This window comes from Flavobacterium cauense R2A-7 (assembly GCF_000498475.1).
In the GTDB taxonomy this organism is placed as follows: domain Bacteria; phylum Bacteroidota; class Bacteroidia; order Flavobacteriales; family Flavobacteriaceae; genus Flavobacterium; species Flavobacterium cauense.
Map to the genome: position 1 here is coordinate 482252 of NZ_AVBI01000019.1, position 13424 is coordinate 495675.

The following is a 13424-nucleotide window of genomic DNA, read 5'->3' on the forward strand; positions in this document are numbered from 1 at the left end:
GTATTTAGAAGTTATGCCTCATACTAAAAAAATCAATACAACAAAATAAAATGGCAGACAGAACAGCAATAGACACAATCCGAGGATATTTTTATCAATTTGACTATTCGATAATTTCCCTGCTTAATTTATCAAAAGACACAGATTCAATTTTAGTTGAAGGTGTAGAAGATGTTGATATTACGACAGCAACTGAAACAACTGCAATACAATGCAAATACTACGAGAATACAGAGTATAATCATTCTGTTATTAAAAAACCAATAATGTTAATGCTTAATCATTTCAAAGATGTAAAATTAGGCAAGGAAACTGAAATAAAATACAAACTAAGAGGCTTCTATCAATCAGGTCAATCGAAATTATCACTACCATTAAGTGTTCAAAATCTTAAAGATGATTTCTTAACTTACACTCAAACTGAAAAAATTAATGGTGTAAGCACTAAAGTCAAACATTTCCACCATGATGATCTTAATCTTAACGATGCTGAATTAAATGAATTTATTGGGTTACTTGAAATAGATATAAATGCTATAGAATTTGAAAAACAATTTAAAGAAATTATTAATCTGTTCAAGACCAACTTTAATTGCAGTGATTTCTCAGCAGAATATTATTTTTACAATAGTGCATTAAGAGTTATTAGAGATATCTCAAAAGACTCAAACCAATTAAATAGAAATATTACCAAAGCTGAATTTCTAAGACGGGTAAATAATTCAAAAATATTATTTAATGAATGGTATGTTTTAATAAAAGGCGAAAAAGCACATTATGCTAATTTAAGAAAAGAATATTTTGGCAATCTAAATACATTGTTCAAAGAACGATTTTTTCTATTTGAAGTTAATTCTAGTTCTTATTCAAGAAGTGATATAAAAACTCTTTTAAATTTAATAATTAAAAATTACACGAAAATAATAAACCAACCTACTCCATTTTCTCCTTATGTATACATTCATGGTATAGATTCTTTAGAATTAATTGAATTAAAAAAGGATTTGATTGAAGATGAAATAATAATTTCCGATGGTTTTGATTTTGAAGGAGCTGAATTCAATCCAAAATCTGTTATAAAAAAACCAAATTATTCAAATCAAATCAAACTAAAATTTCTAAATAAAATAGAATTTTTAAAAGATACTCTTGCAATAACTGGAAGAAAGTCTGAAATCTATCAATTTTACCTAAATGACATTTTTTTTGATTGTAACTCAAGTTCTGTCAAAGAAATAAAAATCCAAGTTGATAATTTAAATAAAATTAAAAATATAATATAACCATGAGCATAGAAAATTCCACAGAGCAAAATGCTCAAGTTGTTGCCGTTTTCCCTGATAAAGTTAAAATAGTTGTTAAAGATCTGGAAATATTTAAAAATGTTGATGAGACATTGAAAGTAGGTTCATACTTAAAAATAGAAGATAGCGAAAATGCAAGTCTTATTGCTATAATTGAAAATTTTCAAATTTCAATTCGAGACACCAAAGACGAAAAAGGAGAAATAATACATGTAAGAGAACATATTATCGAAGCTTTCCCTCTTGGTGTTTTAAGAAATGGAAAATTTGAAAGGGGTGGTGATTCTCTAGCTATACCACCAAAAGATGTATTTCCAGCAACAATTGAAGAAATAAAGAATATATACGAAGAATCTATTGCTCCAAATGAAAGTTTTTGTTTTTCATCTCTAGCTTCAAATCCTTCTGTTAAAGTCCCTATTAATGGCAATAAGTTTTTCAATAAACATATTGCAGTAGTCGGTTCCACTGGGTCTGGTAAATCACATACCTTATCATCAATTATTCAGAAAGCAGTATCATCTAAAAATGGAAATTTCTCTTTAAATAATTCTCACATAATTATTTTTGATATTCATTCTGAGTATAAAGCTTCTTTTCCAGATGCAAATATTATAGATATTGGCAGCTTAATTTTACCTTATTGGCTTTTAAAAGGTGAAGAGCTAGAAGAGTTTTTTTTGGATACAGAAGCTAATGATCATAATCAAAGAGCAATTTTGAAAGAGGCAATTGTAAATAACCGAAAATTAAAATTTTTGGGAAGTGATGAAGAAAAAAATAGAATTCATTTCGACTCACCTCTTCCATTTGATTTAAAAGAAATATTACAATATGTTTCAAACAGAAATAATGAAAGGAAAATTACTAATAATGATATAACTTGGGAAGATTCAACTGGTCATAAATTTATATTTAATGAAGAAAATTGTTTTCGCCTTTTCACAGAAAAATTAATTCCAACTGGAACAGCTGCTGCTGGACACAATGGTAAATTAATAAATTTTATAAATAGACTTGAAAATAAACTTACTGATAAAAGATTAGATTTTTTACTAGGTGAAAAATCAACAAAAATATCATTTGAAGATACAATCAAGAATTTGATTGGTTACTCATCAACAAATTCAAACGTTACAATACTTGATTTAAGTGGTGTTCCTTTTGATGTATTAAGTATTACTGTTTCTTTAATATCAAGACTTGTTTTTGAGTATGGGTATATATATAAAAGACTAAGATGTTTAAAAGATACCAACGAGAAAATAAATAATGATATCCCTATTTTATTAGTGTTTGAAGAAGCACACAAATATGTGCCTGACAGTGATTTAGCCAAATATAGGTCTGCTAAACAATCAATAGAACGAATTGCTAAAGAAGGTAGAAAATATGGGGTAACTTTACTTTTAGCTAGCCAAAGACCTTCTGAAATTTCAGAAACAATTTTTTCGCAATGCAATAATTTCATAGCAATGAGATTAACAAATCCTGTCGACCAAAGTTATGTCAAAAAATTACTACCCGATTCTTTGGGTTCATTAGTTGACAAAATGACTTCATTAAAACAAGGAGATGCATTATTAGTTGGGGAGTCTATAATTTTACCTTCAATTGTAACAATAGACAGATGTGCCCCTCAACCATCATCAAATGATATTCCATATTGGGAATTATGGAAAACAGAATGGAAAGACATGAATTTTGAGAAATTAAAAGAAGAATGGTATAAATAGAAGACCGAAAAAGCACGAAGGCATAACAGCGGTTTTAAGAAATTGTGGCTTTAGACAAACTAATTACTTTTTTACAGTTTATACATTAGATGCTTTAGGGCATCTTTTTGTTTTTATAGCACCATGTTATAGTTGTCAATTTGGAATAAACAGTTATCTAAAACGGAGCATTTACTTTTACCATAAACACCACTACCCTAGTTAGTGTATTTTTGGGTTATGGGATGGTATGAAATAATAGGGTTGGTTGTGGTTTGGGTTTTAGGGCTTTACTTGAGAGGAAAGCTTGTTGAGCATAGGAGGGATTTTTATAGGGGTTATAATGGGAGTTGGAAGAATAGGAAAAGGAAATGAAAGGCGCTTTTGGGGCGTCTTTTTTTTTGTAGGTAAAAGTTTAAATAGCTATATTCGTATATTATACATCAACTAAATTTTTATTATGAATAAAGGAATCATCAAATTCTATAACGAAACTAAAGGATTTGGATTTATTAAAGAAGATGAATCAGACAAAGAATACTTCGTGCATGTATCTGGTTTGGTAGATCAAGTTAAAGAGAATGATAGTGTATCATTTGAATTGGAAGAAGGACGTAAAGGGCTTATGGCTGTTAATGTGAGACAAGTATAATATTTTTTTAAAACAATTGTTACAGGACTTGGCTTTGTGCCAAGTTTTTTTTTAGAAATAGATTGTGAATTTAAACTCAAATTGAATAGCTAAAATGACTCTATAAATTGCAAACTGACCGATAAATAATTATGACAACTGATACAAAACTAATCTCCAGAATAGGATATAAAGACATTTTTAAAAAATCAATTAATAAGGATAAACTAATTGAGAAAATTGAACTTGTACCCGCTCTTGAGTTTCTAACTGTATTAAATAAGTTTGAATATAAAGTTCATGAAAAAGACACAAGTGAATTACGTTTTATTTGTAATGATTGGTTAAAAAGTTCTGATGAAAAAATAAAAAAAACAATTATTGATTATTATACCAATTTTCTAACAGAAAATAAAAGGAAACAAAGAGATTTTACCGGTTTACAATCAATTAAAATAATAAACCAAACAGCAACACTTAGGGTAATCGAATTGCTTTTGGCTAAGGGAACCAATAATTGTAAAAGTGAGTATGACGAGGAAAATTTATTCAAATTATATTTAAGTGTAAATGATGAGATAGCCGAAAGAGAAAATATATTTTTTGAAAAATGGCAGCAAATTTTTGGTACTAAACACAATGAAATTCGATTTCATATGTATCTTGGTATTAATCAAGCTATCATGAATCGTGAACCTCTAGGAAAAAAAATATGGGTTGAAGCTTTAAAATTTATTCAGTTTGAAAAGTGGATTAAAAATCAATCCAAATACGAAAATTTCACAAAAGACTATCTTAAAAAATTTGACTCTTCGGAATGGTACGAACTCTTTACTTTGATTTTTCATCTTAATAAATTAGCTATTAATAATTACAAATTTAATGTTGATGAAAACAGCAAAGATTTAAAACTCCTTTCGTATTTTTCAAATCATGAGGAAAAAACACCTAACTGGAATGAATTTTCGGAAATTAGAAAAAGGCCTCTCTTTAAGCTGCCAAATGGCGAATATTTAATTCTTGACTTTTCCTTTTTATTAGATAAATTTTTCTCCGGAATTTATCATGACATCCTTGAATTTAGTAATAATACCAATGTTAATGGGTTTCATCAGGACTATAGCACCAATTTTATTGAAAAACACTTATTAGTCAATACATTAAAAGCTGTTTTTGGTAAAAGTTATATTCAGTTTGATGAAATAAAAATAAAGTCAGTTGGGAAAAAAGGAGTGGACAATATTGCACTCCCAGACTATTATGTTAGAAATGGAAACAAGATTTTCGTATTTGAATGTAAGAACTCCCTAATTTCTAATAAATTAAAAATTGAAGCTGATTGTGATGCAATAGAGAATGATTTAAAAAACAAATTTTATCATAACGGCACTAAAAACAAAGCCGTAAAGCAACTTCTTAACTTCGTTGAATTATCAGACAATGGCCAATATAAATTTTTCGATACTAACACAAAACTTGAAAAATGTATCTATTACCCTATTTTAATTACTACTGACAACACACTAACGTCGTTGGGATTTAACGCTATCCTTAATGAATACATGTCAAATGATTTAAGAAATATCGATAATAGCCTTAAAAACAGAATAAAACCATTAACGATTATACATATAAACGATATATTACTTAGAACCACCCAATTGAAAAAACTCGACTTATTAATTGAGGATTACATTAAATATTACAGAAGTAAAAAAGCAGTAGATTCTTTTATTTCGTTTTCTGATTATTTAGAAAGGGTTAAGTTTAAAAACAACAGTAGCCTTGATCATAAATCCTATAAAGAAATTTTAAACAATTCAATGTTCCCTGAAAATTAATTAGTTCTTATAAATTTCATTTAAGTCTATACGAAGTACTCCTACCCTTCCCTTCCTGCTCCAGGATATCTTTTTGCATAAGATCCTGAATATCGCGCAAAGCAGTATCTGTAGAGGTCTTGTTAATTTTTGCATATTTTGAAACATTGAGTACCCCAAAGAAATCGTCGAGAAGTAAATGAAGTATTTTTTGCTGTCTGACATTGAGTTGTGTCTCCTTGTGTGTTTCCCAAAATTTTGCGCGTATTAATGTTTTAGAAACTACCTCGTCTGTTTGTGCCATAGAATGCATAAGGCAATCCAGAAACCATTCTAACCATGGTGTTATGTCTAACTCGCCTTTTTGGGTGTTTTCCAGTATATCGTAATACTTATTTCTTTCTGCCTGTATTTGTGCTGACATGGAATAGAATCGCTGTGGGCTTTGGTCTGCTCGTGCTAATTGTAAATCGGCAATTGCTCGGGCAATACGTCCGTTACCGTCGTCGAACGGGTGTATGGTTACAAACCATAAATGTGCAATTGCAGCTTTTATTACGGGATCTATACCTTGGTCTGTTTCCATCCAGCCTAGAAACTGTTGCATTTCTGCGGGTACTTTGGTTGCTGGTGGAGCTTCAAAGTGTATTTTTTCCTTACCCATAGGTCCCGAAGTTACCTGCATTACATCATCACGCCACGCGCCGACATTGATTTTATACATACCGCTTCTTCCGGTTGGAAATAATGCTGCGTGCCAATCAAAAAGCCGTTCGGCTGTTAATGGTTTGGCGTAGGATTGTGTTGCATCTAAAAGCATTTCTACAATTCCCTCGACGCTACGCTCTGCCGGTACAGCTCCGGCAATTTCAATACCCAAACGTCTGGCTATGGAGGAACGTACTTGTTCCGGATTAAGTTGTTCGCCTTCAATCTGACTTGTTTTTACCACATCTAAAGTAAGTGCCTTTAACATGGTTTCTTCCTGTAGTTTAAAACCTAAAGCCTGCATTTGGCCAAGTATTTTTCCTTGATTGTGCCTCACTGCTCCCAATAATGGAGAGATTTTATCGGCATCCCAAGTGAAGTTTGGCCAGTCTTTTCTTTGATGTATGTACATAATCACCGCTGTTTTGCGGTAAATATAAGATTTTTTTACCGCATTATGATTGGTTTGCGGTGATTATTTGATTTTTTTACCGCATTTTCGCAGTGATTATGCGCGCTATTCACCGCAATATGACAATAAATTTGTAAAAAAAAAGTTATTTAGATCTCAAAAATCTCTCAAAACCTGTTCGTTTTTTGGTCTGATTTAAAGCCTTTTATTTGGTCAAATTACCAATTATAACTATCTTAGCAATATAAGATTTGAAGATGTTTGCAGTACAGATGCAAAATCGAGACCCTTGTTTTTTTGGTTACTTGTAACCCTTATAAATAAACGGATTAGTTAGGATGTTCGAATCCTGCTCTCCCCACAAAAGCACTTAGACAACTAAGTGCTTTTTTATTTAGTTTCATTTTGAGTAAAGTTTCTTCTGTTTTCATCCTTCCCCTATTTATCGAAAATGATTAAAATTCTAAAATAACTCCTCTTTAAAATATTTTAAACAACATTCGAACACTAAATACAATTACCAGAAAAGCCACCGCAAGAATTGCCGTTTTCTGAGGCAATTTCCCGGCTAATTTAGCAGCAAACGGAGCAGCAATCGAACCACCGAAAATAAGTCCTATCACAATGTACCAATGACTCACACCCAAGGACGCGAAAAACGTTACCGAAGCCGCCAATGTAACGAAGAACTCCGCTAAACTCACCGTTCCTACCACATAACTCGATTTTCTTCCTTTGGCCAAAAGTGTTGAAGTCACAATTGGCCCCCAACCGCCGCCGCCAAAAGCATCCAACAAACCTCCCGCAAATCCTAAAACCCCAGTATGTTTTATTTTTTGCTTTTCAATTTTCTTTCTGAAAGCAATACCAATCAATCGGATTCCGATAATCATCGTATACGTTGCCAAAACAGTATAGGTAATGGTTTCGTATTTAGTTCCGAGGTAAATCAGCAGCAAAGCACCAAGCACTGCACCGGCAACACCAGGAAGAGCCAACCATAGTAAAAGCTTCTTGTTTACATTGCCGAATTTGTAATGCGAAAAACCACTGATACCGCTGGAAAACATTTCAGCAGTATGAATGCTTCCGCTAATGGCCGGTAATTTGATTCCGAAAAGCATCATGCTGGTCGCACATGTTACACCATATCCTAAACCAACGGCGCCATCAACCAATTGTGCAAAAAAACCAACCAAAACCATTGCGTAAAAAGCAGGTGGAATTTCCTTTACGAAACTGCTGAAATTGTCCACGGAAACTATGGTAGACAATCCGTAACCAAAGAAAATCGCCAAAAAAACAACTGCAATTTCAAAAGTGAGTTTCTTATATCTTTTTGTTTCTTTTTTATTTTCGTGCGGATTAACCAATACCGCAGTAGCTTTGTTGAGTGAACTTAATTTTGTTTGCAAATCCCCTTTATGACGCGCCCTGAAAGCATTTAAATTTTCAATGCTGTCAGTAATATCATCCGGAATGGCTTCTTCCAGATGTTCGCGTAATCGTCGTGCCAAAACAGGCGACTTTCCGTTGGTGGAAATAGCAATTTTCAGATGACCTTTATTAACAATCGAACCCAAATAAAAATCACACAAATCGGGCTGATCCGCGGCGTTAACTAAAATACCTTTCTTATTGGCAAGGTCTTTTATTTCACGATTCAACTGAGTATCATCAGTAGCAATTATCACAAAATCAACCGCTTCCAAATCGTGATTCGCAAAAGATCGCTCTTCCCATTTTAAATGCGGATTCAAGTGCAAAAAGTCTTTAAAATCGGCATTAATTTGCTTGGCCACAATCGTAATTTGTGCCAATGGATATTGCCTCAAAAGCGTTTCTGTTTTTTCCAACCCTACTTTTCCGCCGCCTACAATGAGAAAACGAAATTTGTCGGTTTTTATAAATATTGGAAATAATGTATTTTCCATCACTGTTTCTTTTTTAATGTTATCGTATGAAACAAGGACAATCGTACAATGTCTCTGTCGTAATAATCCACTCCTGATGTGCGTTGCTGAAACCACTTCATATAGCCAACTTCAAAGGAAAAATAAGGGTTAATACAATAATGTAATCCCAACGAAATCCGATTCTGATCGAAAGTGTTTCTGACGATTTTACTTCCGGCATTGAACATTATTTCGTCTTTCAGTTTCACCGAAATCAGGTCTTCCTTATTTTTCTTCTTAAGAACAGGAATATCCAATCCGAGTTGATAGCGTATCCGTATATTCGAATAACGATAGCCGCCGACCAACGCATTATTTTCAACATCATGAAAAAAGCGCGCTTCTACTTTATACCGATGGGAAAGTGTTAAAAATGATAACTGCTGTTTAGTATCTAAACCTATATTCGGACGCAATTCCGGAACCATCAAATGACTTTCCGATTCTGGATCCTGCGGACTTTGTAAAAAAAGCGTCATTCCCACCGAAGCATTCCAATTTTCAAAAATCTTTCGCTGAATGCCCGTCCGGAAAACCAACTGATGCTGTGCCGACGGGTTAATAAACTGACGTTCCTGAATCTCACTGTTCAACGTCCAATTCGCATTGAACTTTAAAGTATTATAATAACCGTACCACAATAATTCCTGATGGATTACTTTTTTTTGTGCAAACAACGAAAACGATGCAAACAACACATAAATCACTAACGATTGTCTAATTCTTTGCAAAAAACTTCCTAAATGAGAAATCTCCAAATGTTTCATTGTGCTTTCGTTCTTTAACGTATTGATGTAACAGGCTGTCCACTTCGGTTAAAATTTCTGCTTCGGTTTGTTTTTCCTTGTATAATTTGTTCAGTCGTTGTCCGTAACGATCGCCGCCTAACATGAAATTGTATTGTCCCGGTCCAGTGCCGATAAAACCTAATTCGGCAACATACGGACGACCGCAACCGTTAGGACAACCCGTCATTCGGATGGAAATTTCCTCTTTTTGTAGGCTGTATTTTTCCAATAAAGGTTCGATTTTCGTTACCAATTCCGGTAAATACCGCTGTGCTTCCGCCAAAGCTAACGGACACGTTGGTAATGCTACACACGCCATCGAATTTTTACGAAGTGTGCTGTCGTGTTTGTCGATTTCGTGTTTCTCCAGTAAGATTTCTGCTTTCGGCTTATCGCTTTCGCAGATTTCTCCTAAAATCAAATTCTGATTCCCCGAAAAAATGAAATTGGAAATATTCAACTGTGCCAATTCATATAAAAATTGCTTCTGATACGGTTTCACTACACCATGTTCCACAAATAAGGTGTAAAACCATTTTCCTTCATGGCTTTGTTCCCAACCAAATCGATCGCTTCTTTCCGTAAATTTGAAAGGCTGTGCCGGCAATAAATCAAACCCGATTCGGCTTTCCAGTTCTTTTTTGAAACCTTCAACAGTTAATTTATCAACAGTATATTTCATACGGGATAACTTTCGGTCAAAACGGTTTCCGAAGTCTCTTTGCACCGTTAAAATCTCATAAACTGCCTTTAAGGTTTTTTCTTCTGTGTCGGTAAAACCGATAATCGATCCCAAACGCGCATAAGTATTTGGGTTTCCGTGTGTGGTTGCCAATCCGCCACCCACAGCTATATTAAAACCTTTTAACTGATTGTTTTCCACGATGGCTATCAGTCCGATATCATTGGTAAAAACATCCACATCGTTAGACGGCGGAATCGCAATGGCAATCTTGAATTTTCTTGGCAGATAACGGTCTTCATACAACGGATCGGCTTCGGCAGAACGTTCGTAAATTTTCTCGCCATCCACAAAAACTTCATAATACGATTGCGTTTTAGGCAGCAACAACGTCGAAATCTTATCGGCATATGTATAAATCTCGCGATGCAAAGGCGAAAGTTGCGGATGCGAACTCACAATTACGTTTCGATTTACGTCGCCACAGGCCGCAATCGAATCTAATTTGGCAGTATTAAACGCCTGAATGGTCGGACGCAATTGGTGTTTTAACAATCCATGCAATTGTACCGTTTGTCGCGTAGTAATTTTCAAAGTTCCTGTACCGAATTCCTCTGAAATATCGTGCGTTGCCAACCATTGTTCGGCAGTGATAACACCTCCCGGAATGCGCAAACGAATCATAAACGAATACAGTTTGTCTAATTTTTTCTCAGCACGTTCCACCCTTCTGTCACGGTCGTCCTGCACGTACATGCCGTGAAATTTAACTAATGTTTCATCATCCGGGCGTACATTTCCGGTGTGATTGTCTAAATCTATACTCTCTTTTAAAGTGCCTCTTAAACCGTCGCTTTGGGTTTTTATGGCTTCTATTGGTGATAATTTTTCGCTCATTATTTTTTTAGCTTGCAGCTATTAGCTTCGTTATTAATACACATCTTTTTGGTATTTCCCAGTGGTTTCCAAATCGTCTAAAACTTGTTTAGCTTCTTCAATACTGATGTTTCTTTCTGTTGAAATTACTTCTATGATGGTTTGCTCGACATCGCTACTCATTGGATTTTTCTGGCCGCAGATGTAAATGGATGCACCGTTTTCCAGCCATTCATTAAATTCACCTGCTTTTTGCCGGATACGATCCTGAACATAAATCTTCTCTTTCTGATCTCTTGAAAAAGCGGTATCTAATTGCGTCAGTACCCCTGTGGAAAGCCATTCCTGAATTTCCGTCTGATAATAGAAATCGGATACAAAATGCTGTTCCCCAAAAAACAACCAGTTCTTTCCTTCTGCACCGGTAGCATCGCGATGGGCGAGAAAACTTCTAAAGGGTGCAATTCCGGTACCGGGACCAATCAGAATAATATCTTTATCGTCTTCCGGCAATTTGAAATTTTGGTTTTTATGAATGTAAAATTCGATTTTGGTATCTTTTTCCAAATCGGCTAAAAACTGCGAACACAAGCCTGTTTTGATGATCCCATCAACCTGAAATGCATTCAGATTAACCGTTACGTGCACTTCGCCTTCATGCGCTTCCAAAGCAGAAGAAATCGAATATAACCTTGGCGCAATCGGATGTAACAACGTAAGTACTTCATCGAAAGAAACGACTTCCGGTTTTGTATACTTCTTCAGAATATCCAACAAATCTGCTTTTTCTTCAGTGATTTCTATTCCGAATAATTTAGAGAATGTATCCAATGATTTTTCACTTAACCCCCTTATATTTTTATCAAAAAGGCGTTCTTTTTCACAATTTTCATCAAAAAACAATATAATTTCGGCAATTTCATCTTTATTGTTTTTCGGATAAAATCCGATTGCATCACCCGGTTCATAACTCAATTCTTCCTCAGTTGCGATTTCGATATGATAGGTTGTTTTGTTAGATCCCATATCATTTAAAACCACTTTATGGCTGATAATTCCGGTATACGTTTTTTTTGCAGTTGCGGTACTTTCGATATTTTTTTTCTGAGGAATAACAGTTTTTCCCGAATGTTGAATTGCCGCTAACAGTTCATTAAACCATAGTTCCGCCGTTTGTACATAATCAACATCCGCCTTTTGAAAAGCTACTGCCGGTTGTGCTCCCAAACGCTTCAGTTGTTCATCAATCGCTTCACCGGCGCGGCAAAAAAGCGGATACGAAGAATCGCCCAATCCTAAAACCGCGAACTGAGTTTTACTCAAATTCACTGAAGAATTACTTAAGTTGTCGAAGAATTTTATTGCGTTTTGCGGTGGATCACCTTCGCCTTGCGTACTCATGATTACAATCAGAAACGCTTCATTTTCAAGTTTTTCAATTGGATATTGAAACGCGTCTACGGCTTTCGACTGGATTTTATTTTTCTTCAGTAACGCTTGCAGCTGAGAAGCCAGTTTTTTCGAATTTCCGGTTTCAGTTCCGTACACAATAGTTGGTTTGATTACTACTGTCGTTGGAATTTCAAGTGTTGGTGTTATTTCCGTTTGGGCCAAAATTCCGGCCAGATACCCTTTTGTCCAGATAATTTCATCTCTGGAATACTGTTTTACCAAGTCTTTTAATACGGTTAATTTATTTTCAGCCAGCATGTTGTAAGTTTATTATGTGGTTATCGAAATACGATTTTGTATTGGACTCTTCTTCAAACCAAGCGTAGTCCGCATGAAGATTCACTACATTCCCGATAATTATTAATGTGGGAACATATTCGAATTTGGGCAATTGTTTTGTTTTTAAATCTTCAAAGGAAAAAACACTGGTTTTCTGAAAAGGCGTTGTAGCCTGTTGCACCACCGCAATTCCTTTATTGGAATCAATTCCGCTGGAAATCAGGTAATTTGTCAAAGCATGCAATCGTTGACCACTCATATAGAAAACCAAAGTATCCTCCGTTTTTGCCCAATCAGTCCATTGTGAAGGAATGATTGAACTCAGATCGAATAATGTCAGAAAGCGCACTCCACGAGCATGTTCCCTTGCTGTTAAAGGAATTCCCGTGTAAGCAGCGGCACCAAATGCAGCAGAAATTCCCGGAATAATTTCATACGGAATTTCATTTTCTTTTAGCACCTCCAACTCGTCCAAAATATTGGAGAACAGCGAAGCATCGCCTCCTTTCAGGCGCAATACCAGTTTGTTTTGTTGGGCAAATTCAACCATCAAATCGTTAATGTCGCCTTGTGGTGTATGAATTCCTTTGGAACATTGTTTTCCAACATAAAGTACCAAAGCCTCTTTTCGGGCGTGGTTAACTATCATTTCCGGTGAAACTAATCGGTCGGTTAAAACTACATCGGCAGTTTGCAGGTATTTCAGTGCTTTGACACTTATTAAATCGGGATCACCCGGACCTGCGCCCGCCAGAATGACTTTTCCTCTGTTTTCTATATTCATTTCTTTATTTTTTTTTTG

10 protein-coding genes are annotated in these 13424 nt (G+C 34.7%); 4 read left to right on the forward strand and 6 right to left on the reverse strand.

Going from position 1 to position 13424, the window contains the following annotated elements; genetic code table 11:
- Nucleotides 1-50 precede the first annotated feature (50 nt).
- The 4 genes from FCR2A7T_RS12275 to FCR2A7T_RS12290 all read left to right on the forward strand — a co-directional run bounded on the left by FCR2A7T_RS12275 (nucleotide 51) and on the right by FCR2A7T_RS12290 (nucleotide 5491).
- The gene (locus FCR2A7T_RS12275; RefSeq protein ID WP_023571621.1) at nucleotides 51-1283 is read left to right on the forward strand and encodes a DUF4297 family anti-phage-associated protein; all 1233 of its coding nucleotides are present in this window, start codon (nucleotides 51-53) and stop codon (nucleotides 1281-1283) included.
- A gap of 2 nt (nucleotides 1284-1285) precedes the next feature.
- Nucleotides 1286-3040: an anti-phage-associated helicase HerA gene (gene herA, locus FCR2A7T_RS12280; RefSeq protein WP_023571622.1), complete on the forward strand. Its 1755-nt coding sequence runs from the start codon at nucleotides 1286-1288 to the stop codon at nucleotides 3038-3040.
- A 439-nt stretch (nucleotides 3041-3479) separates the two neighbouring features.
- Entirely contained in the window at nucleotides 3480-3671 is a 192-nt protein-coding gene (locus FCR2A7T_RS12285) for a cold-shock protein (RefSeq protein ID WP_023571623.1), read from the forward strand.
- Nucleotides 3672-3802: 131 nt separating this feature from the next.
- Entirely contained in the window at nucleotides 3803-5491 is a 1689-nt protein-coding gene (locus tag FCR2A7T_RS12290) for a hypothetical protein (protein ID WP_023571624.1), read from the forward strand.
- 16 nt (nucleotides 5492-5507) lie between these two features.
- Here FCR2A7T_RS12290 and FCR2A7T_RS12295 read toward each other — a convergent pair whose 3' ends face one another.
- The 6 genes from FCR2A7T_RS12295 to cobA all read right to left on the reverse strand — a co-directional run bounded on the left by FCR2A7T_RS12295 (nucleotide 5508) and on the right by cobA (nucleotide 13406).
- On the reverse strand, nucleotides 5508-6590 hold the full coding sequence (locus FCR2A7T_RS12295) for a Fic family protein (RefSeq protein ID WP_023571625.1): 1083 nt from the start codon (nucleotides 6588-6590) through the stop codon (nucleotides 5508-5510).
- A gap of 479 nt (nucleotides 6591-7069) precedes the next feature.
- On the reverse strand, nucleotides 7070-8524 hold the full coding sequence (locus FCR2A7T_RS12300; RefSeq protein WP_023571626.1) for a TSUP family transporter: 1455 nt from the start codon (nucleotides 8522-8524) through the stop codon (nucleotides 7070-7072).
- Entirely contained in the window at nucleotides 8524-9312 is a 789-nt protein-coding gene (locus FCR2A7T_RS14865) for a DUF2490 domain-containing protein (protein WP_051369558.1), read from the reverse strand. Before FCR2A7T_RS14865 ends, FCR2A7T_RS12300 begins: the two co-directional genes overlap by 1 nt.
- Nucleotides 9263-10912: an NADPH-dependent assimilatory sulfite reductase hemoprotein subunit gene (locus FCR2A7T_RS12310; RefSeq protein WP_023571627.1), complete on the reverse strand. Its 1650-nt coding sequence runs from the start codon at nucleotides 10910-10912 to the stop codon at nucleotides 9263-9265. The genes FCR2A7T_RS14865 and FCR2A7T_RS12310 overlap by 50 nt, the downstream gene beginning before the upstream one ends.
- A gap of 33 nt (nucleotides 10913-10945) precedes the next feature.
- Nucleotides 10946-12601, reverse strand: a complete 1656-nt coding sequence (locus FCR2A7T_RS12315; RefSeq protein ID WP_035118402.1) for a diflavin oxidoreductase — start codon at nucleotides 12599-12601, stop codon at nucleotides 10946-10948.
- Nucleotides 12591-13406: a uroporphyrinogen-III C-methyltransferase gene (gene cobA / locus FCR2A7T_RS12320; protein ID WP_023571629.1), complete on the reverse strand. Its 816-nt coding sequence runs from the start codon at nucleotides 13404-13406 to the stop codon at nucleotides 12591-12593. Before cobA ends, FCR2A7T_RS12315 begins: the two co-directional genes overlap by 11 nt.
- Between the last annotated feature and the right edge of the window lie 18 nt (nucleotides 13407-13424).